At 67.0% G+C, this 26,692-nt stretch carries 24 protein-coding genes; 10 read left to right on the top strand and 14 right to left on the bottom strand.

The annotated features are described in order from the left end of the window. Positions 1-7 precede the first annotated feature (7 nt). From AC0J5J_RS12870 to AC0J5J_RS12860, 3 genes are read left to right on the top strand one after another with little or no spacing between them, the layout of a single operon-like run. Positions 8-883 (top strand): glycosyltransferase family 2 protein, encoded by an 876-nt coding sequence (locus tag AC0J5J_RS12870; RefSeq protein ID WP_474898357.1) that lies wholly within the window; start codon positions 8-10, stop codon positions 881-883. Continuing rightward, a complete protein-coding gene (locus tag AC0J5J_RS12865) occupies positions 880-2,037 on the top strand; it encodes a hypothetical protein (protein ID WP_474898356.1) in 1,158 nt (385 codons plus the stop codon). Before AC0J5J_RS12870 ends, AC0J5J_RS12865 begins: the two co-directional genes overlap by 4 nt. Next, a complete protein-coding gene (locus AC0J5J_RS12860) occupies positions 2,034-3,137 on the top strand; it encodes a glycosyltransferase family 4 protein (protein ID WP_474898354.1) in 1,104 nt (367 codons plus the stop codon). The genes AC0J5J_RS12865 and AC0J5J_RS12860 overlap by 4 nt, the downstream gene beginning before the upstream one ends. Here AC0J5J_RS12860 and AC0J5J_RS12855 read toward each other — a convergent pair. The 7 genes from AC0J5J_RS12855 to AC0J5J_RS12825 all read right to left on the bottom strand — a co-directional run bounded on the left by AC0J5J_RS12855 (position 3,113) and on the right by AC0J5J_RS12825 (position 10,212). Continuing rightward, on the bottom strand, positions 3,113-4,276 hold the full coding sequence (locus AC0J5J_RS12855) for a glycosyltransferase family 4 protein (RefSeq protein WP_474898352.1): 1,164 nt from the start codon (positions 4,274-4,276) through the stop codon (positions 3,113-3,115). The two genes, AC0J5J_RS12860 and AC0J5J_RS12855, sit on opposite strands and share 25 nt — an antisense overlap. Next, complete coding sequence (locus AC0J5J_RS12850; protein WP_474898350.1) at positions 4,269-5,927, bottom strand: DUF2142 domain-containing protein; 1,659 nt, start codon at positions 5,925-5,927, stop codon at positions 4,269-4,271. The genes AC0J5J_RS12855 and AC0J5J_RS12850 overlap by 8 nt, the downstream gene beginning before the upstream one ends. Further along, positions 5,924-7,207: a hypothetical protein gene (locus AC0J5J_RS12845; RefSeq protein WP_474898348.1), complete on the bottom strand. Its 1,284-nt coding sequence runs from the start codon at positions 7,205-7,207 to the stop codon at positions 5,924-5,926. Before AC0J5J_RS12845 ends, AC0J5J_RS12850 begins: the two co-directional genes overlap by 4 nt. Next, positions 7,204-8,172, bottom strand: a complete 969-nt coding sequence (galE, locus tag AC0J5J_RS12840) for a UDP-glucose 4-epimerase GalE (protein WP_474898347.1) — start codon at positions 8,170-8,172, stop codon at positions 7,204-7,206. The genes AC0J5J_RS12845 and galE overlap by 4 nt, the downstream gene beginning before the upstream one ends. Beyond that, a complete protein-coding gene (locus AC0J5J_RS12835; protein WP_198414245.1) occupies positions 8,169-8,519 on the bottom strand; it encodes a DUF2304 domain-containing protein in 351 nt (116 codons plus the stop codon). Before AC0J5J_RS12835 ends, galE begins: the two co-directional genes overlap by 4 nt. Positions 8,520-8,576: 57 nt before the next feature. Continuing rightward, entirely contained in the window at positions 8,577-9,248 is a 672-nt protein-coding gene (locus tag AC0J5J_RS12830; RefSeq protein ID WP_198414246.1) for a glycosyltransferase family 2 protein, read from the bottom strand. 61 nt (positions 9,249-9,309) lie between these two features. After that, complete coding sequence (locus AC0J5J_RS12825) at positions 9,310-10,212, bottom strand: glycosyltransferase (protein WP_474898345.1); 903 nt, start codon at positions 10,210-10,212, stop codon at positions 9,310-9,312. Between the two features lie 195 nt (positions 10,213-10,407). On the opposite strand from AC0J5J_RS12825, the gene AC0J5J_RS12820 reads away from it, so the two are divergent. Continuing rightward, the gene (locus AC0J5J_RS12820; RefSeq protein ID WP_474898343.1) at positions 10,408-11,799 is read left to right on the top strand and encodes a hypothetical protein; all 1,392 of its coding nucleotides are present in this window, start codon (positions 10,408-10,410) and stop codon (positions 11,797-11,799) included. 134 nt (positions 11,800-11,933) lie between these two features. On the opposite strand, the gene AC0J5J_RS12815 is transcribed toward AC0J5J_RS12820, so the two are convergent. Continuing rightward, a complete protein-coding gene (locus AC0J5J_RS12815; protein WP_474898341.1) occupies positions 11,934-14,195 on the bottom strand; it encodes a hypothetical protein in 2,262 nt (753 codons plus the stop codon). 282 nt (positions 14,196-14,477) lie between these two features. On the opposite strand from AC0J5J_RS12815, the gene AC0J5J_RS12810 reads away from it, so the two are divergent. Next, positions 14,478-15,317: an ABC transporter permease gene (locus tag AC0J5J_RS12810; RefSeq protein ID WP_338145425.1), complete on the top strand. Its 840-nt coding sequence runs from the start codon at positions 14,478-14,480 to the stop codon at positions 15,315-15,317. Between the two features lie 4 nt (positions 15,318-15,321). Beyond that, entirely contained in the window at positions 15,322-16,548 is a 1,227-nt protein-coding gene (locus tag AC0J5J_RS12805; RefSeq protein ID WP_134424832.1) for an ABC transporter ATP-binding protein, read from the top strand. Here the strand turns inward: AC0J5J_RS12805 and AC0J5J_RS12800 are convergent. Genes AC0J5J_RS12800 through AC0J5J_RS12785 form a run of 4 tightly spaced genes read right to left on the bottom strand, consistent with a single transcriptional unit; the run spans position 16,545 to position 20,955 of the window. After that, complete coding sequence (locus AC0J5J_RS12800; protein WP_474898339.1) at positions 16,545-17,831, bottom strand: hypothetical protein; 1,287 nt, start codon at positions 17,829-17,831, stop codon at positions 16,545-16,547. The two genes, AC0J5J_RS12805 and AC0J5J_RS12800, sit on opposite strands and share 4 nt — an antisense overlap. Before the next feature lie 44 nt (positions 17,832-17,875). Then, positions 17,876-18,865: a glycosyltransferase family 2 protein gene (locus AC0J5J_RS12795; RefSeq protein WP_474898337.1), complete on the bottom strand. Its 990-nt coding sequence runs from the start codon at positions 18,863-18,865 to the stop codon at positions 17,876-17,878. Next, positions 18,858-19,787 (bottom strand): NAD-dependent epimerase/dehydratase family protein, encoded by a 930-nt coding sequence (locus AC0J5J_RS12790; protein ID WP_474898335.1) that lies wholly within the window; start codon positions 19,785-19,787, stop codon positions 18,858-18,860. Before AC0J5J_RS12790 ends, AC0J5J_RS12795 begins: the two co-directional genes overlap by 8 nt. Further along, entirely contained in the window at positions 19,780-20,955 is a 1,176-nt protein-coding gene (locus AC0J5J_RS12785; protein WP_134424828.1) for a rhamnosyltransferase WsaF family glycosyltransferase, read from the bottom strand. Before AC0J5J_RS12785 ends, AC0J5J_RS12790 begins: the two co-directional genes overlap by 8 nt. Before the next feature lie 267 nt (positions 20,956-21,222). Here AC0J5J_RS12785 and AC0J5J_RS12780 point away from each other — a divergent pair, with 267 nt between their 5' ends. Beyond that, entirely contained in the window at positions 21,223-22,095 is an 873-nt protein-coding gene (locus AC0J5J_RS12780) for a glycosyltransferase family 2 protein (RefSeq protein WP_474898333.1), read from the top strand. A 14-nt stretch (positions 22,096-22,109) separates the two neighbouring features. Here the strand turns inward: AC0J5J_RS12780 and rfbA are convergent, their stop codons facing one another. Together rfbA and AC0J5J_RS12770 are read right to left on the bottom strand one after the other, a co-directional pair. Further along, the gene (gene rfbA / locus AC0J5J_RS12775) at positions 22,110-22,979 is read right to left on the bottom strand and encodes a glucose-1-phosphate thymidylyltransferase RfbA (protein ID WP_134424826.1); all 870 of its coding nucleotides are present in this window, start codon (positions 22,977-22,979) and stop codon (positions 22,110-22,112) included. 2 nt (positions 22,980-22,981) lie between these two features. After that, complete coding sequence (locus AC0J5J_RS12770; protein ID WP_134424825.1) at positions 22,982-23,590, bottom strand: dTDP-4-dehydrorhamnose 3,5-epimerase family protein; 609 nt, start codon at positions 23,588-23,590, stop codon at positions 22,982-22,984. Between the two features lie 72 nt (positions 23,591-23,662). Here AC0J5J_RS12770 and rfbB point away from each other — a divergent pair, with 72 nt between their 5' ends. From rfbB to AC0J5J_RS12755, 3 genes are read left to right on the top strand one after another with little or no spacing between them, the layout of a single operon-like run. After that, positions 23,663-24,649 carry a dTDP-glucose 4,6-dehydratase gene (gene rfbB / locus AC0J5J_RS12765; RefSeq protein ID WP_134424824.1) on the top strand — a complete coding sequence of 329 codons (987 nt, stop codon included), beginning with the start codon at positions 23,663-23,665 and terminating at the stop codon, positions 24,647-24,649. Then, complete coding sequence (rfbD, locus tag AC0J5J_RS12760; protein ID WP_474898331.1) at positions 24,649-25,503, top strand: dTDP-4-dehydrorhamnose reductase; 855 nt, start codon at positions 24,649-24,651, stop codon at positions 25,501-25,503. Before rfbB ends, rfbD begins: the two co-directional genes overlap by 1 nt. Then, entirely contained in the window at positions 25,500-26,645 is a 1,146-nt protein-coding gene (locus AC0J5J_RS12755) for a glycosyltransferase family 4 protein (RefSeq protein ID WP_474898329.1), read from the top strand. The genes rfbD and AC0J5J_RS12755 overlap by 4 nt, the downstream gene beginning before the upstream one ends. Positions 26,646-26,692 lie beyond the last annotated feature (47 nt).

The raw sequence follows: 26,692 nt of genomic DNA, 5'->3' as shown, positions 1-26,692 counted from the left end.
GTGCTGTGTGGACCTTGGACTGGTGGTGTCAACGCTCGGCCGTGTCGAGAGCCTGAAGCGGCTCTTCGATTCCCTCTCCGACCAGCTTCTTGCCGGAGACACCCTCGTTGTCGTCGCCCAGCGCAACCTGCTCGAGGTGGAGGCCCTCGCATCCGTCTACCGCTCGGAGAGCATGCGGATCATCGTGACGACGTCGCCGCCCGGCGCGGCCCGCGGACGGAATGCGGGCGTGGCCGCCCTTCCGGCCGACCGGGACCTGCTGCTCAATTTTCCCAATGACACCACCTGGTACCCGTCGGGCGCGTTGCAACGGATGCGGCTCCTCCCCGAGGATTTCCGGGCGGGAGCCCTCACGGTGGTCGACGAGAACGGGCCCAAGTTCGTTGTGCCCGAGCCGGGCGCGGCCCTGACCCGGTGGACGGTCTGGAGCGTGATCGAGATGGGCATCCTGATCCGGCGCAGCGTGTTCGACCGGATCGGCGGCTTCGACCCGGAGATCGGCACCGGCGCCCCGACACCGTGGCAGGCCGGGGAGGCCACCGACCTGCTCCTGAAACTGATCCGCGCCGGGGAGCACCCCGGCTTCGCCTGGCAGCCGCCCGCGCTCACGGTGGGCGGGATCAGCGACCCGAGCGGGCTCAGTAGCGCGGAACGCCGCCACAAACTGCGCGGCTACGGCCGTGGGCTGGGACGTCTGGTGACCCGCTGGCGGTATCCGTTGTGGTGGCGGTTCGCGTTCCTCGGCGGCGGCCTGTTCTTCGGCCTGCGCAATCGGGGCACGAACGCCCTCCTCGACGGCTGGTGGGTGTTCCTCGGCCGGCTGGAGGGAATGCTCGGGCGCACCCTCGGCCCGGCCGGCGCGCTCACCGCGGTGACCCGGTGACGGCCGATCTGCCGTCCCCCCTGCGGCTGCGGCGGGCCACTCTCAGCCTGATCACCCTGCTCGGGGGTGTGTCACTGGCCGTCATCCCCGCGGCCACGGTCGCCATCTCGTCCCGGCTGTTCAGCCGGCCGGAGCAGGGAATCATCGCCGTGGCGGTGATGGTGGCCACCTTCGCCGGCCAGCTCACCTTCGCGGTCGTGCTGGAGTCCCGGCTCAGTTCGGCGGCCACCGAACGCCGGGTGGTGTTCCCGCTCTGGCTGGCCGGCCTCGCCCTGGTCGCCGCAGGGGTGATCGCCCTCAACGCCACGAACCCGATCGTGCTCTGCCTCGGCCTGCCCCTGCTGATCGCCGCACTGGAAGTGGGCCGGGGCGTCTCGGTCGCCGAGCGTCTGGATCTGCGGGAGATCTGGGCATCCGTCACCGTGGGTCTGGGTGCCCTCACCGGCGTCCTGGCCGCCTTCACCGGTCAGGACTGGGCGCTGATCCCCCTCGTGGCCGGTATCGCGCTGGCCACCCTGGTGCGCTGCCTGCCGGTGACCCACCGGGCCAGCCGCCCCGAGCCGGCCGTGATGGGCTGGGTGGTGGCGGACACGGCGATCACCGGGGTGATCTACCCGCTCCTGAACACCATGATCCTGACGCTGATCGGACCGGGCGAGGCGGTGCTGTTCACGGCCATCGCGACGGTGTCCGGTCTGCTCGCGATCCCCCTGAACTTCATGCGACTGCGCCTGCTCAAGGAGCACTCCCGCCTCGACATCGCGGTGTCCGCCGGCGCGGTGCTCGCGGCCGTGGTGGTGCTGGTGGTGCTCGAACGCACGGGCGTGCTCGGCTTCATCTTCGGAGGCGTCTGGACCAGCTCGGCAGCCATCCTGCCGCTCGTGCTCGCCTGCGGCTGGCGGGCCGCGTCGCTCGCCACGACGATTCCGTTCGCCGCGCTGCGCCGGATGGGCGAGGTACGGCTGCTCACCGGGCTGCGCGCCGCCGTCTCCGTGATGGCGTTCGCCCTCGCCGGGGTCGGCCTGGCACTGCACAGCCTGTCCGCCGTGTTCCTCGGTCTGCTCATCGCGGAGCTGGCGTCGGCCGTGGTCTACGAGCTCGCGCGGCGCCGCCGGGTGCGTGCCGCGGCACTGGTCGTGGCGGCCGCCGCATGAGGCGCATCCTCGTCGACCTGCTCTTCTTCACCGGCCGGAAGGGCGGCATGGAGTCATACGTGCGGGAGGTGTACGGCCGGATCGAGCCGGAGGCCGACGGGCTCGAGTTCGTCGGCCTTGCCTCGAGTGAGCTGGCCGGCATGGACACGTCCTGGTTCCCGGGCGAGATCGTCGACTCCGGCATCAGCGGCGAGGACCGGATCGCCTGGGCTCGCGGGGAGCTCTTCTCGGTCGCCCAGGCGGCCCGGCGGCTGCGCGCCGATCTGGTGCACTGTCCGGCGAACCTCGGCCCGGTCTGGTCGCGGGTCCCCGTGGTGCTCACGGTTCATGACCTGCTGCCGTTCCGGCATCCGGAATACGTGCCCGGGGCCTACTCGCACGTTCTGCGCACCATGATCCGGGTGGCGGCGCACGGTGCCCGCCGGGTGCTCACGGTCAGCGTCGCCTCGGCAGATGACATCGTGCGCTACCTGCGGGTGCCGGCCGGCCGCGTCGACGTGGTGCCGCTCGCGGGCCAGGACACGGACGTACCGGCGAGCCCGCACGCGGAACCACTCCCCCGGCTGCCGCGCCACGTGCTGGCGGTGGGCAACCGGATGCCGCACAAGAACTTCCCGCTGCTGCTGCAGGCCCTCGCCCTGGTTCCCGCCGAGTCCCGGCCGCACCTCACGGTCACCGGCAGCCACGGCGACGACCCGCTCGCCCCCGTTGTGGCCGGGCTCGGCCTGGAGGCGTGGGTGTCGCTGCGGGGCTGGCTGAGCTCCGAGGAACTCGACCGGCTCTACGCCGAGTCGAGCCTGATCGTGTTCCCGACCCTGTTCGAGGGCTTCGGACTGCCGGTGCTGGAGGCCATGTCCCGGGGCTGCCCCGTGGTCTGCTCGGACATCCCGGTGCTGCACGAGGTCGCCGGGGACGCGGCCGTCTACGTGGCGCCCCAGGATGCCGCCGCCCTCGCGGCGACGATGACCGGCCTGCTCGACGACCCGGCCGAGCTGGCCCGCCTGTCAGCGCAGGGCCGGGAGCGCGCCCGCACCTTTTCGTGGGCAAGGACCGCCCGGCACACCGTGGCGTCTTTTCAGCGGGCCCTCGCCGAGCGGTAGCGCGCCAGGATCTGATCGACCGAGGCGCTCAGACCGTGACTGACCCGCTCCCGCTGGAACCAGTCCAGGGTGGAGCGGCGCAGAGGCTCGCCGGCCTCGACGGCCCGCACGATGGCCGCACCGAGTGCGGCAGGGCCCACGGACGCGGCCACGTAGCCGTTGACGCCGTCGACGACCAGCTCCGCGGCGGCATTGTCGGGCCCCGCGACCACCACGCTGGGCGTGCCGAATGCCGCCGCCTCGGCGATGACGAGCCCGAAGCCTTCCCGGGCCGACGGGTTGACCAGAATGCGGGCACCCCGCACGAGATCCCGGAGTTCGTCGTCGCTCACCCGACCGCGCAGCTCGACGGCGGAGTCCAGGCCGAGTTCACCGACCCGCGCGGCGACGCGGGGCGTTTCCGGTCCGGTGCCCACGATGACGGCGCGCAGGGATGGAAACTGCCCGCGAGCCTCCCGCAGAGCCGGAACGAGATCGACCAGGCGCTTGTCGGCGATGTGCCGGCCCACGAAGATCAGGTAGGGATCAGCCGGACGTTCTGTCGAGGCCTCGGGCTCCTCGCCGACGAGATCGACCAGCCCCAGGGTGACGGGTTGCGCACGGCGCCGGTAGCGGCGCAGCCGGGCGCCGGTGAACGCACTGTTGACGGTGTGCAGATCACCGAGACGGATGCCCACGGTCTGCAGCAGGAAGGCGATCGTTCCCGGCAGCGCGCCGGCGTACTCCCGCCACTTCGGCCACGGCCAGACCTCGAGCCAGTCGGCGACCACGAGCGCGCGCGTGCCGAACAGGGCGAGCCGCACCGCGAACAGGTTCAGCACCGGCAGGGTGCTGACGATCACGACGTCGTAGCTCCCGCGCCGGCGGAGGAAGTGCCGAAACAGCGCCGCGGCGAAAGCGACCGCGCTTCGGGGGGTGCGGGTGCCGCCCGAGTCGTAGATGTCGCCCTGCCAGACCGGTACGAGGGTGAACGGCGCCGCCGGGGGCGCATCCGTCGGCCACTGCCCGCGGGTCACGTAGTCGACCGGGCACCCCCGCTCCACGAAGAGTTCTGCCAGGCGGCGGTACACGCGTTCGCCGCCTCCGGCGTTGACCGGGAACAGGCAGTCGAAAGCGACCGCGACCCGGGGTTCAGGCACGGACGATCTCAGTCTCCGGCTCGGCCGGCGCGGAAGCCGCGGTGCCTGTGACGGCTTCGGCTTCGGCTTCAGCTTCAGCTTCAGCTTCAGCTTCAGCTGCATCGTCGGCCCGCGCGGACGTGAGGGCCAGGCGGCCGGACCACAGCACGAAGAGGATCGACACGAGGCCGTAGAGGGCCACCAGGGTCATTGCGCCGAGCGGTGGCGCCCAGCTGGGGTTCTCCCACATCGTGCTGAACGATTCGTCCGTGCCGACCACGTAGCGCCGCAGGACCAGGAAGAAAGCCCCCAGGCCGTAGGCGGCCACGAGGGTGAGGCCGATCCAGGTCAGGCGGGTGGACAGGAACGCCAGGCGGCGGCCCGAGCGCCCGGACAGGAGCCAGGCGGCCACGAGCGTCACCCCCACGTAGAGGAAGAGCCCGTAACGGCCCTGCCAGATGATGCCGGTCTGGTGCACGCTGTAGCCCTGCACGAGAGCGGGGACCAGCACCGCGGCAGCCACGACGACACCCATGGTCACGACGCTGCGTCGGTCCAGTCCGGTGAGGGCGAGCGTCACCAGAAGGGCCAGGGCGGCCACGAACGGCCAGTAGGTGGGAGTCGAGAGAGGCGTGTCGAACCATCCGAAGAACCCGATGGCCTGCTGGAAATAGTCCGGCGTCAGACTGATGACATAGGCGAAACCCTGCACGAAGGATGCCCCCACCTGGGGCGCGTCCGAGGCATCCGCCTGGCCGGAGAGGCTGCCGCCGCCGAGGGTCCAGAGGATCGAGAACAGCCCGCCGGCCGCCACGAAAGCCAGCCCGACAAAGGAGGAACCCGTCGTGAAAAGAGTCTTCACCGCCCGCCAACCCGTGGCCGCGAAGCACAGCCCGACCACGACCACGAGCCACAGCGGCCCCGTCGCTCGAGCGGTGGCGAGCACGACCGACGCAACCGTGACGATGAGCCAGAGGTGGCGACGGGATAGCGATGACACCACTCCCGGGTCACGGCCGTCGAAGTGCTGCAGCAGCCGGAGCAGGGAGACCCAGAGCGCGCCGGCCGCAGCGATCTCGATGCCGTTGGGGTTCACAGACCCGAAGAGGTACACGACCATGGGCGCCGCGAGGAAGACCAACCCGAAAGGCAGCCAGCGTGAACGCCGCACTGACATCGCTGATTGGAACGCCCAGGCCACGAAGACCGAGCACAGCAGGCCGCTGACGATGCGCATGGCGTAGATCCCGGCCGACCCGTCGAGCAGGAGTGTCGGCCAACCGACGAGATAGTAGTAGATGGGGTTGTACGCGCTCACCCAGGTGTTGAACCACTCGTTGCCGCCCTCGTCCCCGAGCTCGAACCCGCAGTCAGCGGTCATCTCCGACTGGAACAGGTAGCAGACGATCTGCTGGCTGTAGGAGTACTCCTCGGGCAGGTCGACGACGGAGTGCTTGACCCCCTCCACGGCGTGCCCGGTGAGGTCACCCCGCACCTGCGCGATGGCTTTGACGGCATGGGCGTTCTCGTCCGGAACGGAGAAGATCGGGCTGGCCAGCGACCACAGGGTGGTGAGCATCGCCATCAGGGCGAAGGCCGTCCAGAAGACCGACCTGGTGCTGCGCGGTGCGCCGCTCGCGCGATGATCTGACCTGACCCGCGGTGCCCTCATTCAACGTCCTCTGAAATGTGTTGTCTCCGCTCTGCAGCCCCGCGCACAACGGATGTGATGTGGATGATCAATCCGGCGGCCGGCCCGATGACCAGGGCCGCGATCACGCGATCACCGATGGCCCACGGCATCAGCACCGCCCCCATGGCCAGTATGGCCGAGACGACCCAGCCCGTCGTGTAGGCGGCATGGTCATCTCGGGAGAGAACGGCCGGTCCGGTCACGAAGAGTCCGGCGATCATGCCCGACGCGAACACCAGCGGAACCAGGAGGTCGCTCACCTGCCGGACCTTGTCGCCGAACAGCCAGACGAAGACCTGCTCGCCGAAGAGCGCCGTCAGCCCCGCGAACACCGTCGTGCCGATCGCGACCACGGCGAGGAAGAGGACCAGAGCACGGATGATCGTGGCTCTGCGGGAGGCGAAGAAGACCAGCAGGTAGCTCTGGAAGGCGGTGAGCGGCACGAGCAGCGGCGCCCGGAGGAGCGTGATGGCCAGGATGAGTGCGCCGAAGTACTCCGCGTCGACTCCGTCGGAGAACAGTGAGAGGAGCGCCGGGAACCCGGTGACCATTGCCGCCATGGCTGCGGCCGCCGTTATGGTTCGGGAGCTGTTCCAGAGCAGCCCGCGGTAGGTTCCGCCGACATACCGGGCAGGTGTCAACCGTCTGCGGGCAACCGTCAGGGCGATTCCCACGGTGATGGGGAATGGCACGATGACCGCCCAGGCCAGCCAGGTCTGGTCTCCGCCGAGGGCGAGCACCGTCAGGACCGCGGCCAGGCGCATGGCCCCGTCCAGCCCCACGATCAGGGCCAGGTCGGCCCACAGGCCCAGACCGGAGAGCACACCGCTCAGAGAGGCGACCGCGACCGAGGCCACGGCCCCCACGAAAAGGGGCACGACCAAGCCGAGCTGGTCCGCGCCGAAGGCCGGGATCGCCCAGAGGGGAAAGCTCACCGCGATCAACACGCCGACCAGCCCGGCCGCGAGCAGCACGAATCTCGGGACCGGAACGCGGGGCCGTGCAGGTGCCGATGTGAGGGGCGCACGGGCTCCCGCCGACACGGCTCGAGTCATCTCCTGCTGCAGGCCGAACAGGCATCCGACGATGAAATAGAGCACCGCCCAGAAGACCGCGAACACGGAGTAGGCGGCCAGTCCGGCCTGCTGGGCCACCGCCAGGGTGACGAGGTAGCCGGAGACCCCGGCCACGACTGTCGCCCCACCGATGAGGACGATGCTGACCTTGCCCCGCCGTGTGCCGCGGGTGGAGTCACTCACCGGAATGATTCCTGGGCGCTCCAGGCCGAGCTCACCATGTCAGTCAGGGAGCGGGTTGCGGACCAGCCGAGGACGCGGTCGATCTTGTCGACGTCGGCGACCACGGAGGCAGGGTCACCCGGGCGGGGTGACTCGATCGACGGTTGCAGGTCGGCGCCGGAGACGATTGCCACTTCGTTGACCACATCACGCACCGAATACCCGCGGCCGGTGCCGACGTTGAAGGTATCGAAGGGCTCGTCCTGCTCATGGAGCCGGGTGAGCGCGGCCAGGTGCGCGTCCGCGAGGTCGGCGACATGGATGAAGTCCCTGACGCATGTGCCGTCGGCTGTGTCGTACGTGTCTCCGAAGATGACCGGGTTCTGACCCTCGGCCATTTTCTGGAAGACCATCGGTATCAGGTTGAGCACAGCGCGATCGGCCAACTCGGGCCGAGCTGCGCCTGCCACGTTGAAGTACCGGAGGCTGATCGCGCGCAGGGGCCGCGCCGCCGTTTCGTCTCGGATCATCCACTCGCCGACGAGTTTGGTCTCGCCGTAGGGGTTCACCGGCCTGGTCTCGTCTGTTTCCAGGAGCGGGACTCCGGCGCCGTTGCCGTACACGGCGGCCGATGACGAGAAGACCAGGCGGGACACCCCAGCCTCGCCCATGGCCGCCAACAGGTTCGCCAGGCCACCGAGGTTCTGCTGGAAATACCAGGTGGGGCGCTGCACGGATTCGCCGACCTGCTTGCGCGCGGCGAGGTGCACGACCTCGTCCACCTGATGTTCGATCATCAGGTCGCGAAGGCGGGCGACGGCGGTGTCTTCGGACAGTTCCATCCGCGCGATCGGCACCCCGGGCACGCGGGCCTCGATGCCGGTGACGACGTCGTCCACGATCACGACGGACCGTCCCTGCTCGCGCAGCAGATCCACGATATGTGCTCCGATGTAGCCTGTGCCGCCGGTCACCAGAGTTGTCATGCGGGACTGCCATCTTCCGTCGGGGTACGGCCGTCGTGCGCCGTGGTTGCTTCGGTCAGTGCGATCTGGCGGGCCAGATCAGTGATCTGCCGGTCGAGTCGCCGGTTGTGAGCGGATGACGTGACAGCGAAGCCGAGGAAGACCACGATCAGCCCGTAGAGCAGCAGGTCCGTTCCGCGGCCGACGCCGAGCACGGCAGCGACCGAGTTGGTCAGGTTCGGGAAGATGACGGCGATGACCGCACTCACCATGACCAGCACCAGCGTCAGCCGGCGGATGGCCATCCCGCGCGCACCGCGGCGGGGCAGCAGGATCACCAGGCCCAGAACGGCGAAGACTGTGATCAAGACAGTCTTGATCAGTATTTGATTAGCGTCCATGGGGTTCCGTCCCTCGCAATCCGGTCATTTGAAGATGAGGTCGCTGATGATGTTGACGGAGTTCCAGACGGATTGCCCCTTCGACCTCGAATAGTCCGTGTAGATGATGTGCACCGGCTGCTCGGCGTACCGGAGCTTCAGCCGCCCGATTTCGTTGACGATCTCGGACGCGTGCGCCATCCGGTTCTGGGTCACCCGGATCGAGCTCGCCGCGTGGCGGGACAGCGCTCGGAGCCCGTTATGCGCGTCGGTGAGACGCACACCGGAGGTGACGTTCTGGAAGACGACGGCAGCCTTGAGGACCAGCCGTTTGATCGCGCCGGGTTTCGTTCGGTCGTCGAGGAAGCGCGACCCGACGACGATGTCGAGGGGCTCCGCCGCCAGCCGCCGGACCATGTCCAGTGCGTCTTCGACGCGGTGCTGGCCGTCGGAGTCGAAGGTGACGAAGTACTCTGCCCCCGGGTCGGTGAGTGCGTACCGCAGTCCGGTTTGCAGGGACGCGCCCTGGCCCAGGTTGATGGGGTGGTGCACGACGTGGGCGCCGGCCCGCCGCGCCGCCTCGGCCGAGTCATCCGTGCTGCCATCATCGACGCAGACGACGTTGGGAAAGGTTTCCCGGGCATGACGAATAACGTCTCCCACAACGGTGCCTTCGTTGAACAACGGGATCACGAGCCACGTTCTGGCCGCGATCATCCGGTCTGGTTCACTCATCGTCACCCCGGCCGGGCTGCCGTCCTCGGTCGTTCCATTTGCTTCATAATCCATCGGACTCGGCTGCGCCTTTCCCATTCGGTTTCGAGCCTAGGCCCTTGCTGTCGGCGGGGCGGACCCGGAACATCAGCGCGTAGGTGAACCTCAGCGCACGTTGCGGGAGCGCCCTGAACGCGCTTCTGATCAGTATGTTCGCGTACATTCGGGGCGTTCTGATCAGACCGTACGAGCGCAGGTTGTTCTGCATCTGCACCTCGGCGGCGAACATCCCCTGGGCCGACCGGCGCTTGAACATGGCTGGATCAGCCCGGAACAGGAGCAGCGGTTCGGCAAGATTCAGCATCGGGTAGCCCCCGGCGGCCAGCCGCGCGAACAGGTCGTAGTCCTCCATATTGGGGATATGACGCACGCCGCCGACGGCCAGTGCAGCATCGCGGTCCAGGAAGAGGGTGGGGTTGTTGATCGGGCTGTTCGTGAGGACGTACCGCCGGATCCGTTCCTCCGTGAGCGGCATGACACGCAGGCCGACGATGTTCTCCTCGTCGCCTTCGAATTCCAGCATGGCGGCGCCGATGGCCGCGTACCGGCCACCGGCGCCAGCCTGCGCCTGCGCGGCCAGACGGTTCGGCAACGAGATGTCGTCCGCGTCCATTCGGGCGACCCAGCGGTTTCTGGCCGCTTCGAGGCCGGCCTGCATGGCGTAGGCCACTCCCCGATTCTGGGCCAGGGAGATTCTGCGCACGCGGGGATCGGAGGCGCCGAGTTCGGCGACGACCGCATCGAGGCCGTCACCCAGCGGCCCGTCCTCCACGATCAGGATCTCGTCGGCAGGGAGCGACTGGTCCTGCATGCTGCCCAGAGCCCTCCGCAGATGGTCGGGCGCGACTCCGCTGTAGACGGGGATCACCACGGTGATCGGTTCGAAGGATTCGCCGACTGGGCTCACGGTGCTATCCATCCTTCTGTTGGTTCCATCCCTCTGCCCGGGATCATCTGTGCTCACGACTAAGGTCGAAGTACCCATGGTATGCGGCCCATTAGTCGGCGCGCGCACCCGTTCACGCCCCATCCGTCTTCCAGACAACGGGGCTGCCGGTATTCTCGACGGATTCCGGGCCGCCTCCGAGAGATTGATATGACTGTGCCACACGAGCAAATCGTCACACCCGCCGCTTCTCCCGCGACGCGATGGAGGCGCCTGTTCATCGCCCTCTGGGTGCCGGTCGTTCTGGTCATCGCGTCTTTCGGGATGTCAGCGGTCGTGACCGCGAACCACGGTCCGGCCCTGTCCCCCGTGGACGAGTGGGTGTACGTGGATTACCTGTTCAAGCTGCCCGTCCAGGGCATCGTGCACGAGGGAGAGAAGATCGGCACGGAAGCCCTCGTCATCATGTCGTGTGACGGGGTCACGCCCTACGGCCCCATGGGTCCGACGTGCGGCAGCAGCCTCGCGGATCTGTCGTCGTTCCCGTACAAGGGCGTCACGTCGGCCGATGCCTACACTCCCGCCTACTTTGCGGTGACGCGGGTGGTGGGTGACGCCATCCACACTGTCACGGGGATCAACCAACTCTCGTCGTGGCGGGTCACCGGGGCGCTCTGGCTCGGGCTGGCCGCCGTGCTTCTGCATCTGCTGCTCCGGCAGTGGCGCATTCGGCGGCCAGTCATCCTCGGACTCGGGCTCGCGGTGATCGCGTCTCCGTTCGCGTGGTGGACGTATACGTACATCAGCACGGATGCTCCCTCCCTCGCCTTCGGCATTCTCCTTCTCCTGGCCGCCGTGAAGATCGGTCGCGGCCAGTGGTCCGGATGGTGGCTCCCCGTCATCTCGACGGTGGCGGTCCTGTTCAAGGTGACGAACGTTCTCGGCGTCTGCCTGGCCGCCCTGTACCTGCTCATTCTGTGGCTGCTCGAGCTCAAACAAACCCAATGGGCAGGGTGGAAGACCCGCAGGCCGCACCAGCAGAACCGGTCGTCCCTCGGGCTGATCTTCTTCGCCGTACTCGCGCTCGGCGCGTCAGTGAGCGCCCAGTTGGCCTGGCTTGCGTTCCGCTCAGCAGAAGCGGTCGGCATCCCTGTCGATCAGGCGATCGGCATTCCGCTCACGCCTGAGGAGCTCGTTTCACAGGTTGCGACCTTCCTCCCGGGCACGATCGTTTCCAACGTGAACATATCGGGCTCGACCAACCTCGCCTATGCGATTCCCGGCTTTGTGGTTGCGCCGCTCAGCTGGATCTGTGTCACCGGGGTTCTGGGTGCCTTCTGGACCCTGCGCAAGGGATCGAAACTCACCCCCATCGTGGTGTCCGTGACACTGGCCGCACTGTTCTTCGCGCCCATGCTCGCGATCATGATCCATGTCACGACCGGCAATTACTTTCCGCTTCCGCCCCGCTATGGGGCCCCGATCCTCGGGTCGTTCCTGCTGCTGGCCGGGCTGACGATCAGGAACCGGTGGGCGGTCGGCATCCTCCTGGGCTACTCGGTCGCCCTCTACGCCTACGTTCTCATCAACGCACCGTTGCTGGCCTGACGCTCCCGGCCGCATCGACGCGACCCCACCCGGGTCACCACTGCGACAGAAAAACGGCCCCGTTCGCTCGTGCGAACGGGGCCGTTTTTCTTGTCCTTCCCGGGATGGCTACCGGTTCAGGGCGCTCGGTGCACTCAGCTCCGTGTTCCGCCGGAGCCGGGGGTCCAGGTGAGAACGCCCCCGGTGAATGGCTGGGTGCACACCGAGGCTGCGTCGCACGTCATCTCGGCCTTGGGCCAGCCGAGCGAGCCGCCCAGGCCTCCGAGGGTGTTGTAGTACGTGCGCATCTCGCCGCGAAGGGCGAAGGCGCCGGACTGCTTCGACGCGGCGATGGCTCCCTTCTCGAAGGTCTGCACCGATCCTCCCCCGTTCGCGGCGACGAAGATCTCGCCACTGGTGGGCCAGCCCAGGATCCCCGTGGGTCCACCGGACGTCGTGTAGGCGCCGTTGATGGCGGTCCCGACGATCGAGGCCCCCAGGGTGGACGACCAGTACAGCGTGCCGCCCACGAACGTCTGTGAGCACCGCGTGGCATCGCTACAGGACTGATCCCCCGTGGGCCAGCCCAGCGTCCCACCGATGCCGCCGGCCTGATTGAACGCGGTGCGGATGTCCCCGGTCAGAGCGTGCGCGCCACCGTTCGGAGACCAGGCGATCGCCCCGTTCTGGAATGCCTCCACAACACCGCCGCCATTGGCCGACAGGGCCACGACACCGGAGGTCGGCAGGCCGAGCGACCCGGTCGTCCCGCTCGTGCCGCCCAGCTTGTCGTAAACGCCCGCCATCCGTGCGTCGACGTATGCCCCCTGACCTGCCTTCGTCCAATAGAGTTTGGCACCCTGGAACGATTGGGAGCAGTCGGCTGCTCCGCAGAGCTGGTCCGACGTCGGCCAGCCGGCGGATCCGCCGATTCCTCCGACGGTGCCGAAGTAGTCCCGAATGGAACCGGAGAGCACGTGGGCCCCGCCGCTCGGGGACCAGGCGATGGCACCCTTGGCGAATCCCTGCACGCGCCCGCCGCCGTTGACGGTCAGGGTCGACGGCGCAGTCGTCGGCAGTCCGAGGCTTCCCGCCGGGCCTCCGGCAGCCGTGTAGGCCCCCAGCAGTGCGGTCGGGACGAAGCTGCCGCCCGCGGCGGGCGAGGCATAGAACGTGCCGCCCGTGAAGGGCTGTGTGCACAGACCCGCACCGTCGCAGGTCTGGGCGGCGGTCGCCCACCCGGGATCGCCGGTGACTCCGCCCGCTCGTGCGAGCTGGTTCCTGATCTCCCCGGACAGGACCCACGAACCGGCCTTGGAGGACACGATGGCCCCCTTCTGGAACCCCTGGACCGTGCCGCCGCCGTTTTCCGCGATGCTGTTCGGGTCGGACGTCGGCCATCCCAGAGTCCCGGTAATGCCCCCCGCCTGGCCATAGGCGGTGCGGATGGCGCCGGTGAGGACGTACGCGGTAGTACCGGTGGACCAGGCGATGGCGCCGTTCACGTAGCCGCGAACGTACCCGCCGCCGTTTGCCGTGTACTTGGTGACCTTCGTTGTCGGTGCGCCGAGATAGCCGCCGGAACCGCCGGCGCGTTGGTAGGCCCGCTCGATGTATGTCTCGGGTCCTTCAATCGGGGAGCCGAACCAGTCCGAGTACATGCGCCAGAAGTTGCGGTTGCCGTAGGAGCTGCAGGTGTCGCCGGACCCGTAGAGATTCGCGAGGCCCGCCTGGTTGGGCTGGTACGGCGTGTAGTTGTAGAGGCCGGCTGTCGCCTGGTTCCTGATGTAGACCGAGCTGCTGCCGCATCCGGTATTGGGGTGGTACCACACTGCGTTCCAGCGGTCGGGGGCGTGACGCCACCGGGTCGGATTGTTGGCGTAGTACTGGAATTGCAGCGCTGCGGCGTACACCTGGTTGAAGAAGCCGTAGTACTCCGTGTCGCAGTCGGCCGTATCCGGGCATCCATAGCCGGTGGCGCTGCGATACTGCCGCGCCGAAGGCCAGTCGTCCGTGATGATCCCCTGCTCCTTTTCGAGCAGGACGATCATCGCCTTCTGGCTGATGTTGCAGGCAGCGCCCACCTTGGCGATGATCTGCGCGGCCGACTCGTTGGCCTGGCCCTGATAGGCGGCGCAGTCGTTGGAGACCGCGGCACGGGTCGGGGTGTCCTGTCGATAGTCCTTCAGACAGACGTACCCTGCGCGACACTTCGGCACCCTCTCATTGAGGAATTGCTGAACCTGGGCTGCGCTCATGGCGGACCCGTCGAAGAACAGGTTGTCGCTGATGATGTAAGCCGGATCGAAGAATGAGGAGTCGGCGGCTTGGGCCGCGGGAGGCGGCGCGAGCGCCACCAGGAATGCGCCCGCGAGGGCCACTGCCACGGTCAGGCCGGTCAGGCGTTTGAGTCTCACTGGGTCTCCATCTAGGTCGGCACGATGCCGGGTTGGCCAGGCGATCCCAGCAGCGAGAGTTTCGGGCTCTCGTCGGCCACACCATTTCCCTGGAGGTAAGCAGGCTCTTAGGCTACCGACTCACAGGGAATGCGGAGCCTGCAACACGGCCCAATTTCGCCTAGACTCATCCAAGCCCATCCCCACAATCGAGAGTTGTTCATGTCATTGGCACAAGCCCGCGATCGCGAACAGCGAGTCGCAAGGGAGAACCTCAAACCGGTTGGGCAGTCGACGCATTTCGTGACCGGCACCTGGGCCTCCCTCAAGGATGTCTGGGGCAGCCGCGAGCTGACCTCCCTTCTGGTGCGACGAGAGCTCAAGGCGCGCTATAAAGACAGTTCGCTCGGCATTGTCTGGAGCCTGGTCCGCCCCCTCGCCCAGCTGCTCATCTACTACTTCGCCATCGGCCAGATTCTCGGAGTGGCCCGCAGCATCCCCAGCTTCGCCATCTTCGTCTTCGTCGGCCTCACCACCTGGGGTCTCTTCGTCGAGATCGTCCAGGGCGGAACGACATCGATCACGAACAACTCAGGTCTGATCAAGAAGATCTATCTGCCGCGCGAGATCTTCCCCCTGGCCAGCGTCGGCGGCGCCCTCTTCAACTTCGGTGTGCAGCTGATCATCCTGGTTCTGGCAACGATCGTCGCCGGCCAGATACCTCTCGACCTCAATCTGCTGTACGCACCCCTGTCGCTGACCGTGCTCATCTTCTTCGCCACGGGCTTCGGCATCCTCCTGGCCGGTTTGAACGTCTACCTGCGCGACATCCAGCACCTCGTCGAGGTGGCGATCATGGTTCTCTTCTGGGCTTCGCCGATCGTCTATTCGTTTTCGTTCGTTCACGACAAGCTGCAGGGAAACTGGCTGGAACAGTTGTACCTGGCCAACCCGATCACCCTCGCCGTCCTCGGGATGCAGCGCGCATTCTGGGTGGCCGGCACCACCGAGTCCACCTCGCAGAACTGGCCGGACGACCTGGCCATCCGGCTGTGGATCGCCTTGGGCATCAGTATCGTGATCCTCTGGATCGGCCAGCGCATCTTCTCGCGCATTCAAGGCAATTTCGCACAGGAGCTGTAACCCGATGACCACGCCGACAATCATTCACGTGGAAGACGTTTCCAAGAGATTCGTCATGCACAAAGACAAGTCCATCAAGGAACGCATCCTCAACTTCTCCCGGGCGCGTAAGCACCAGGACGATTTCTGGGCGCTCAAAGACATTTCCCTCGACATCACCATGGGCACTACCGTGGGACTCGTCGGTCACAACGGATCGGGCAAGAGCACGCTGCTGAAGGTCGTCGGCGGGATCATCCAGCCCACGACCGGCAACGTCAGCCGGCGCGGTCGGATGGCTGCTCTCCTCGAGCTCGGTGCGGGATTCCACCCGGACCTCACCGGTCGGGAGAACGTCTACCTCAACTCCGCCATCCTCGGACTCAGCCGGAGCGAGACGGACCGCTACTTCGATGAGATCGTGGATTTCTCCGGTATCGAGGACTTCATCGACACCCAGGTGAAGTTCTACAGCTCCGGGATGTACGTCCGGCTGGCCTTCGCAGTGGCCGTTCACGTCGACCCTGACCTTCTCCTGGTCGACGAGGTCCTGGCCGTGGGCGACGAACCCTTCCAGCGCAAGTGCATGGCCAAGATCGCCCAGTTCCAGGCCGAAGGCCGCACCATCGTTCTGGTCAGCCACTCCGCCGAGCAGGTCGGCGCGCTCTGCGACCGGGTCGTCGTGCTCGAGCACGGTGAGATGCTGCACGACGGCGACCCGGCACAGGCACTGCGCGTGCTCCGGGGCAGCTTCTCCGACGAGGCGGTCAGACACGAGGAGAAGCTCGAGGCCGAGGGCCGGCCCGAGCACCATGTCGTGGAGGTCCCCCAGGTCACCGTGACCGCATCCGATCAGGACACGGACGGCATCATCGCCCCCCGCGCCGATATCCACGTGAGCGTTCAGTATGAGGTGCTCGAAACCATCGAACCCTGGCTGATCGGCGTTGCCCTGGAGACCGCGGTCGGCAATGTGGTCTATCGGATGACCACCCGTGAACTCGGGGAGACCCTCCCGCTGCAACCAGGCACGTATGAACTGAACGTGACGTTCAAGAACCACAATCTGGGTGGGGGCTCGTACTCCGTCAGCGTCGGCCTCGCCTACGAGTCCGGCGCAACGATCCTGGTCGTGAACCCCGCGGCAACGTTCGAAGTCGCCGATTACGGGATCGGTCGCGGCGCAATCCGTCTGGACGTCGAATCCAGTGTGAAGCGGATTGCGGCGGCCCGGGCCGCGGGCATCTCCTAGCGACCGCGAAGAACCAACCGGAATTTCCGGTAGGTGCGGTTGACCCAACTGTTCCGTATGCGGGCCAGAATTCGGTAGAGCCGGCTCGAATAGAGCTCGTCCAGTTCCGCCCTCAGGCCGGAGACCGCCTGATTGCGCTCGAGAAGCTGTGCCTCCACCTCCGCCTCACGCTCGATTGCGGCCTGCTTGAGCTCGGTGGAAAGCGCTTGCATGCGAATCCACTCACGCACATACGACCCGAAGGCCGCCTGCACGTTTTCGTGTGCCTGGATCTGCAGGGAGGTGAGCTTACCGATGGTCCTCGGCCGTTCTGAGGCGAACTGCAGCAGGTCGTCGAGCCGATTCGGCAGAAGGTAGACGCGAGTCCAGTCGCGACGCACCAGGACCGCCTCCGCGATCGCCGCGTCGAAGCCATCGGAAATCTCGGCGACGATCTGCGTCGCGGTCTTCGTTCCCGCTCGTCGGCCGGAGAAGTTCTCCCAGCGGGCCTCTTCGATATTTTCCAGGGTGATCCAGCCGGGGCCGCCGAAATGGTCGTAGCAGTACACGGGGACTCCGGCGACGATCGAATACTGCACCGTTTTGCCGATCGAGATGATGGCGTCCGTGCCGGCCAGGGTGTCGGGTGTCACCCGTCGCGGTGTGGCACCCAGCTCGGTCTGGGAGCCGATGACGTCCAGGTCGAAGTGCTCGCGGAGCCCCTCGAACGCAGCAACAAGTTCGGGCGGTATGTGGTTGGAGACCACCGTGATGCGGCGCTCGATGCTCGGCGTCGGGGTCACCTCGCCGAATCGGGCCGGCGCCGCGTTCCCCATGACCTGGAGGCGATCGGGCTCCAGATCCTGGTAGACCCCGGTCGCACGGTGGATCTCCAGAGATCGCGGCGATTCGAACAGAACGGCGGTGGCCAGGGCTGATTCCAGAGCCGCGGCCATGGTGAACTCAGCGGGCAGGATCGATGACATGTGGTGGAACATGAACAGGATCTCGTCGGCGTGTTCCAGCACGACCACCGGGATGATGGAGTGCTGAATCCAGGCAAGGTCGGGAAGTCGAGCCTCCAGGTTCACCGCGAGCTCGGGATCCCACAGTTCGAAGACCGTGACGCCGTCGATACGGTCGAATTCCTGACGGATCGGATACCCGAAGGAGTGGGTCGCGATGACCACCTCCGCTCCCTGCCCGGCAAGGTACTCCGCAAGCTCCAGAGTCACGATCTCGGCGCCCATGTAGCGCAGCAGATGCGCCTGGGTGATCAGGATCTTCGATCCGTTCAGCTGCATGTCATATCCTTGCAAGTCGCGGTGTCCGGTCGGAAGAGAGCCACTCAGATTTTTCGCGAGTTCTCCAGCGAACCCGAGTCCAGGGCAGCCTGGTCACTGAGATCCGTCAGGGTCGACGCACGATAACTCGTCCACTTCCGCACCTGGTAGCGCGGGTTCATGGCGAGCCAGAAGAGCCTTCGCTTCCAGCTGAAGTCGGGGTCCCGGAGGATGCGCAGCGTGTCGCCGCCGATTCCCCGAATGGTGAGGCGCAGCTGAGCCCGGCCTGTCATGGGCGGAATCGGGAAACCGATCTGGCGCAAACCGATGGTCTCGTCGAAGATCCGCTTGCCGTACTCGTTGAGAGTGAGGTCATTGGAGTGCTCGACCGCGGCGCGCCCGGCATATGCCTTGCGATAGCCGGCCTCGATCAGGTCCTTGCCGAAGAGCTGGTCCTCCGCGTAGCGCACATCGCGGTACGGGATGGTGTTGAGCAGGAAGTCGCGCCGTGCGGCCGAGTTCACGTCGGAGTAGAAGCTGATGGCGTTCAGCACGCCCTCGCTCTGCACGAACTCGTCCTTGTAGAACACGGACGTGCCCCAGTCCGGTCCGAAGCCCGCGAAGACACCCCGGATCTCATACTTGAGCAGGGGGAAGCAGCCGGCGCGCGGGATCTGCTTGCCCATCACGGCGACGATGCGCTCGTCGAGCCGGAACGGCTCGAGCAGCTCGCGCAGCCACTGGCGGGAGGCCGGGATGGCGTCGTGGGTCAGGTAGGCCACGAACTCGCCGGTCGCCAGCTGGGCGGCCAGGTTTCGGGTCTTGCCGTGGCCGAACTCCGAGTTCGGGATCTCGTGCAGGCGCACCGAGGGAAATCGGCGCACGATGTCCAGGGTCGAGTCCGTGGAACCCGAATCGATCACGAGCACCTCGACCGCTCCGTCCAGCTCCTGGCCGAGCACTTCGGTCAGGATGCGTTCAAGGTAGACCTCGCCGTTGTAGGTCAGGATGGCGACGGTTGCACGGGTCGCAGTCGCTGGGTTCTGATCAGTCATTCTGGTGCTCTCGGATTTCTTCATAGGTGAGTCTGACGCCTTCGTCGAGCTCGGTCATGTCGGCGGTGCCGAACTCCGACCGGTAACGTTCGGTGTCCAGCACGACCCGGTCGACGAACGTGGGCGGAGCCGGTCGCTCCTCGACGGCGAAGTCGATGCCGGTCACCCGGCGCAGGGAATTGATGATGTCGGTCACTGAGTAGCCGATGCCGCTGCCCAGGTTGTACAGGTCGAATTCGGTGTCCACACCGACCATCGGCGTCACCATCCGCACCAGGTCCTCCACGTAGACGTAGTCGCGCACCATCGACCCGTTGCCCAGGCGGATCACGGGTCGCCCGAGGGAGATCTGGCGCAGGGCGATCGGGATCAGGCCCTGCTTCTTGTTGGGCTTCTGGCGCGTCCCGTAGGGATTCGAAATGCGCAGCGCGGTGGACTCGAGGCCGTGCTTGGCCTTGAAATAGTGCAGGTAGTGCTCAATCGACAGCTTGCCGATCCCGTACGGGGAAATCGGCAGAGCCCGGTCGGTCTCGGCGTACTCCGCCTGGCCCTGCGGCCCGTAGATGGCACCGCCGGTCGACGCGAAATAGAACCGCTTGATCCCGGCGGTCGCGGCCGACTCGAGAAGCTCGACCGTCTGGGCGACATTGGTGCGGATGTCCAGGGTCGGATCGCTTTCGGCGGTCGCCGGGCTCGTGGTCGACAGGAAGTGGAAGACGTATTCCTGGCCGTCCACGGCCCCTTCGAGGTCGGAGCGGCTGAGGAACTCGCCCTGCAGCACCCGCACGTCCGGAGCGGCGAAGGTCGGGTTCTGCGAGCTGAACCGGTCGAACGCGGTGACGGAGTGGCCGGCGGCGGCCAGGGAGTCAACCAGGTGGGAGCCGATGAAGCCGTTGGCCCCGATGACGACTGCCTTAGCCACGCATGGCCCCTTCGAACGCCGCGAGGAACTGCACCCCGGAATCGGACCAGTTGACCTGCGCGACCGACTCCGACATCGCGATCGACCGTGCGACGGCGTCGGGGTGGTCGAACACCTCGGCCATTTTGCGGGCGATGGCCTGCGGCGAGGCAGGCACGTACTCGATGAAGGGGTTGTCCGAGACCATCCGGTTGTTGGGGCCGTCGTTCACCACGGGAGTGACGCCGCTCGACAGCAGCTCCAGCGGCAGCAGGGACATGTTCGACAACGACATCACCAGGCCGGCGGCGCAGCGGTTGTACACGGCGTTGAGCTCGGAGATATCGAGGCTCGAGAGGTTGGTGTACTCGAACGGGATGTTCCAGTTCGACACGTCCCAGCCGGCCAGGTTGATGCGCACGTCAGGCTTGAGCCGGGCGAACTCCGCCAGGGCGAGCAATCCGAATTCGAAAGCGCGGCGCGGGGTGACCGGCCGGGCGTAGAAGAAGACCTCGTTGCGCCGTTCCACATTCGTGACGCTGTAGTGGGTCTTGTCCACCGCGAAGTCGAAGTGGTCCGTGGTCATGCCGTACTCGGTGGAGAGCTTGTGGGCCAGCCAGCCGCCGGCCGTGATGCCGTGGAAGCCGAAGTTGTAGGTGTTGCCGGCGAGCAGGGACTCGGTGCCGAGCGGGTAGAAGCTCGCCTCGTAGTCCTGCACGAAGTAGAACCGGCGCGCATCGGACGTGTCGAGGTAGGCCGGGTAGGCGGTCTCCCAGCCGGTGGCGAAAATCGCCTGGGTGCTCGCGTCGACGCCCTGGTCGCGGTCGTACATCGTGATGCGGGCGGCAACTTCCGGGTAGGCGCCGGCAGACTTCAACATCGCACGGATGTCCGGGATGCTCACGGCGGCGGCACTCGTCGTATAGAGGTAGATCGAGCAGCGGTGCCCGGCCTTCTCCGCGATGTCGATGAACCGGAACAGGTTCTGGTGCCCGCCGCTTTCCAGGCCGGGAGGCGACATGATCCAGGCGATGTCGACGGGGCCGTCAGTCACCACGGTCGGCGAGACGCGCCACGGTGGGGACTGGGTCCAGTCCAGCTCGGCTGCATCCTCGTTGGCGACGAGCATCACGCTCTCATGACGGGCGATCTTCGTGCTGGCCTTCGTCAGGCTGCGCACGATGAACACGCGCGGACCCTCCGCACGCAGAACACGCACGGGTCGAAGGCCGATGTGCAGCGCCTTGCCTACAAAAACTTTGGGACCCTGTTCGCGGATAATGCGGAGGCTCCTGCGGAACACGGTCAAGAGATCCCCTTGTCGGTCGTCATCGGATCAGTCTCAGTAGATATAGGCATGTCCGACCGAGTCTATCAATGGCCCCGGGGGCGACCCGGTCCCGGCCGACAACCGCGGCGATTCAGGCCCCAGGGGCACTGAGTATGCTTGATCCTGATGTCTAACTCTCTCCTCGAGTCCACGGCCGTGGTCACAGTTACTTACAATTCGAGCTCCCACCTGCCGAAATTCCTCGACTCTGTGCGGCTGAGCGAAGACCTCCAGCTTGATGTGATCGTGGCCGACAACCACTCATCCGACGTCAACGCCATCTCGGAAATCGCGCGAGTGCAGGGTGCTCGTCTCCTCGCCCTCGGCGAGAACCGGGGCTATGGCGGCGCCATCAACGCGGCGATCGCGTCCCTGCCCCCACACGTCACCTCGATCCTGATCTCGAATCCGGATGTCGAGCTCGGCCATGGCGCAACCAGCGCGCTGCTCGCAGAGCTTGCGGCTGACCCCCTCGTCGGTTCGGTCGGGCCGAGGGTGCTGAACGCCGACGGCACCACCTACCCGTCGGGTCGGCAGCTTCCCTCGCTCCGAAACGGAGTGGGACACGCACTGTTCGCCCGCCTCTGGCCGACGAACCCGTGGAGCCGCTCCTACCGGGCCGAGAGCGAGGGGTCCGACGTGCGCCGCCCGGTCGGCTGGCTGTCCGGAGCCTGTCTCCTCGTGCGCCGCACCGCGTTCGACGAGCTCAACGGTTTCGACGAGGGCTTTTTCATGTACTTCGAAGACGTCGATCTGGGTTACCGGATGGGCAAGGCCGGGTGGACGAACGTCTACACTCCCGCGGCATCCGTCGTGCACACCGGTGCGCACTCGACCAGCACCGAGTCGGGCAAGATGGTGCGCGCCCACCATGCCAGCGCCTACCGCTACCTGGAGAAGAAGTATTCCGCGCCCTATCTGGCCCCCGTGCGCTGGGCGCTCAAGCTCGGCCTGTCGGTGCGGGCCCGCGTCCTGGCCCGCACCGGCCGTCTGGGCTGATCAGTAGTCGCTGATCACTCGTTCGTGGCGATGAGCCCGGTCAGGTAACGCCCGTAGCCGCTCTTCTGCAGCGGCTCCGCCAGCGCTTCGAGCTCGGCGCTCGAGATCCAGCCGGCCCGCCAGGCGATCTCCTCGATGCAGCCGACCTTGAAGCCCTGGCGGTCTTCGATCACGCGCACGTACTCGGACGCCTGCATCATCGACTCGAATGTGCCGGTGTCGAGCCACGCGGTGCCACGGTCGAGAACCTGCACATGCAGGTTTCCCTGCGCGAGGTAACGCTCGTTGACGGTGCTGATCTCGAGTTCGCCGCGCGCACTGGGCTCGATGGTCTTCGCGATCTCGACGACCGAATTGTCGTAGAAGTAGAGGCCGGGAACCGCGTAGTTGCTCTTCGGCTTCGTCGGCTTCTCCTCGATCGACAGCGCGGTCATGCTGTCGTCGAACTCCACCACGCCGTAGGCGGTGGGGTTGCTCACGTGGTAGGCGAAGATCCGGGCGCCGACCAGGTCGGCGTTGCCGCGCAGGGCCGAACCCAGGCCGGCGCCGTGGAAAATGTTGTCGCCGAGCACGAGAGCGACGCTCTGGTCCCCGATGAATTCCTCACCAATGATGAACGCCTGGGCGAGACCGTCCGGGGACGGCTGGGAGGCGTACTCGATCCGCAGGCCGAGGTGAGACCCGTCGCCCAGCAGCGCGCGGAACTGGTCGTTGTACTCGGGTGTGGTGATGATCAGGATCTCGTTGATGTCCGCCATCATCAGCGTCGACAGGGGGTAGTAGATCATCGGCTTGTCGTAGATGGGCATCAGCTGCTTGGAGATGGCCTTGGTGATGGGCCACAGCCGGGTGCCGGAGCCGCCGGCGAGGATGATTCCGCGCATTGTCACTTTCCTTCGTTGAGGGACGTGTAGAACGCCCGGGCATCGGCCCAGGTGGGCAGCAGGCCGCTGGCGGCGGCTTCGGTCAGGCTCGGCGCATCAGTGTCCTTCGGGGACAGGAGCAGTTCGCCCGCTTCGGGCGGGAAGACCAGGCCGATGTCGGCGTCGAGCGGGTTGATGCCGTGCTCGCGGCCGGGGTTGAAGGGTGCGGTCACCAGGTAGCTGACCGTGGCGTTGTCGGTGAGCGCCACGAAGCAGTGGCCGAGGCCCTCGGCGATGTAGATCGCACGTCGGTCGGTGTCGTCGAGCAGAACGCTGTCCCACTGACCGAAGGTCGGGGAGCCCACCCGGATGTCGATGACGAAGTCCAGCACCGCGCCGTGGGTGGCCGTGACGTACTTGGCCTGGCTCGGCGGGATGTCGGCGAAGTGGATGCCGCGCACGGAACCGCGCTTGGACACCGACGTGTTGGCCTGGGCGATGTCGAGGCGGTGCCCGATCGTCTCCTCGAGCCGGTCGAAGCGGTACCACTCGAGGAAAACCCCCCGGTCGTCCCCAAACTGCTTGGGAGTGATTTCGTAGGAATCGGGGATGGAGAGTTCGCGGATCTTCACCGGGGAAGTCTACCAAGCGCTTACCGGTAGAATCGCGGGGGCACTTTCATCAAACGGAACGGTTACCTCCATATGAAGATCCTCGTCACCGGCGGAGCCGGTTTCATCGGCTCGAACTTCGTTCGACGCACCCTCGAAGACGCCTACCCCGGCCTCGAAGGAGCCGAGGTCGTCGTGCTCGACGCCCTCACCTACTCGGGCAACCTTGAGAACCTGGCCCCGGTCGCCGCGTCCCCGCGGTACTCGTTCGTGCACGGCGACATCCGTGACGCCGCCCTGCTCGACCAGCTCTTCCCCACTCTTGACGCGGTCGTGCACTTCGCCGCCGAATCCCACGTGGACCGCTCCGTGCGCGACGCGTCGATCTTCGTCGAGACGAACGTTCTCGGCACCCAGCAGCTGCTCGACGCGGCCCTGCGCCACAACCTGGCCCGGTTCGTGCACGTCTCCACCGACGAGGTCTACGGCTCCATCGCCGAGGGCTCGTGGAACGAAGAGCGCGCGCTCGAGCCGAACTCCCCCTACTCGGCTTCCAAGGCCGGCAGCGACCTGCTCGCCCGCAGCTACCACCGCACGCACGGTCTGAACATTTCGATCACGCGCTGCTCGAACAACTATGGCCCGTACCACTTCCCGGAGAAGGTCATCCCGCTCTTCGTCACGAACCTGATCGACGACCTGCACGTTCCCCTCTATGGCGAGGGCAACAACATCCGTGACTGGCTGCACGTGGACGACCACACCCGCGCCATCGCGATGGTGCTCGTCGGCGGTCGCGCCGGTGAGATCTACAACATCGGCGGCGGCACCGAGCTGACCAACAAGGAGCTCACCGAGATGCTGCTCGAGTCGACCGGCAAGGACTGGTCCTACGTCGACCGGGTCGCCGACCGTCTCGGTCACGACCTGCGCTACTCCGTGGACATCTCGAAGATCCAGGCCGAACTCGGCTACGCGCCCCTCGTGCCGTTCGAGCAGGGGCTCGCGGATGTCGTGCAGTGGTACCGCGACAACCGCACCTGGTGGGAGCCGCTCAAGGCCCGTGCGGCATTGAGCTGATGACCCGCTACCTGATCACCGGCGCAGCCGGGATGCTCGGCCGCGACCTGCAGGCGGCTCTCGCCGGCCGCGACGTCACGGCGTTCGACCGCGCCGAACTGGACATCACCGACCGGGACGCCGTCCTGGCGGCGGTCGCCGGCTACGACGTCGTGATCAACGCGGCCGCGTACACCAAGGTGGACGACGCCGAGACGAACGAGGATGCCGCGTACGCGATCAACGCGACCGGCCCGCAGAACCTGGCGCTGGCGGCATCCGCCACCGGGGCGAAGCTCGTGCAGGTCTCGACCGACTACGTCTTCGACGGCAGCGCCACCGAGCCCTACGCCGAGACCGCGGAGATCGACCCGATCTCCGCGTACGGCCGCACCAAGGCCGCGGGCGAGGCATTCGTGCTGCAGGAGCACAAGGCAGGCAGTTACATCGTGCGCACGGCCTGGCTCTACGGCCAGCACGGCCCGAACTTTCCCAAGACCATGCTGAAACTGGCCGCGGCCCGCGACACCCTGAGCGTCGTCGACGACCAGGTCGGCCAGCCCACCTGGACCGCCGACCTCGCGGCGCAGATCGTCGCCCTGCTCGATTCCGGCGCCCCCGCCGGCATTTACCACGGAACCAGCACCGGCGTGACGAGCTGGTTCGGCTTCGCCCGGGCCGTCTTCGCCACGGCCGGCCTCGATCCGGAGCGGGTCACCCCGACCGACAGCTCACAGTTCGTGCGCCCGGCCCCGCGGCCCTCCTATTCGGTGCTCGGCCACGACGCCTGGGCTGCCGCAGGTTTGTCCCCCATCCGTGACTGGCGCGAGGCGCTGGCCGCGGCAGCCGAGCAGGGGATCTTCAAAGAGAAATGACCACACTGAGAGTCGTCCTGGACCAGATGATCGCTCCGGTCCCGGGCGGCATCGGTCGCTACACCGAGGAACTGACCCGGGCGCTGATCGAGACGGCTCCGGCCGGGTGCGACGTCGAGGGAATCGTGTCCTCGTCGCCGGCCGAGCACTGCGCCCGGATCGAGTCGAGCCTGCCGGGGCTGGGCAGCCTGCACACGACCACGCTCCCCCGGCGTGAGCTGACCCGGGCCTGGCAGCTGGGCATCGCCCACGCCTCCGGGTCGGGCATGATCCACGCCCCGTCGCTGCTGGCGCCGCTCCGTCGGCACGACATCGTCAAGGACGGCAGCCAGGTGGCCGTGACCATCCACGACGTGCTGGCCTGGACGCATCCGGAGGCGCTCACCCCCACCACCGTCGCCTGGACCAAGGCCATGGTCAAACGTGCGCACAAACACGCGGATGCGATCGTGGTGCCCAGCCACGCCGTGGCCCACCAGCTCGCGGACATCGTCGACCTCGGAGACCGCGTGCGCGTGATCGGCGGCGGCGTCGGAACCGGCCTGCGTCTGCCGTCGAACTCGTCCGCCACGGAGATCATCGCGGAACGACTGGGGCTGCCGACCGACTACATCGTCGCTGTCGGCACGCTCGAGCCGCGCAAGGCCATCACGGCCCTGATCACGGCGCTCGGCCTGCCGGAGGGCCCGGAGCTGCCGCTGATCGTGCTCGGGCCTTCCGCCTGGGGTGAACTCGATCTGGCCTCCGTGGCCGACGAGGCCGGCCTCCCCTGGGGCCGGGTTCGCGCGCTGAACGGACTGACCGACGAGGAACTGGCCGTGGTCATCGCCCGGGCGGCCGTGTTCGTCTACCCGAGCCTGGAAGAGGGTTTCGCGGGCCCGATGATCCAGGCGTTCCACCTGGGCACCCCAGTGGTGCACTCGGACGCCCCGGCCCTGGTCGAGGCCGCCGGCGACGCCGGCCTGGCCGTGGAACGAAAAGATGCCGCCGGGTACCCCGAGCGACTGGCCGCGGCCGTGAACCGGGTGCTGACCGACACTGCGCTGGCGAAAAGGCTGCGCATCGTCGGGGACGACCGCGCGCGTGCCTTCACCTGGCGGGATTCCGCCGAGCGGGTCTGGCACCTGCACGCCGACCTGTAGCGACAGTCCGTGCCCCGGAGCCGTGCCCTCCGCCGAGTGCGCGGGCC

It is taken from the genome of Cryobacterium sp. TS_SC_7 (genome assembly GCF_056156285.1).
This window is presented reverse-complemented; position numbering and strand designations above follow the sequence as displayed.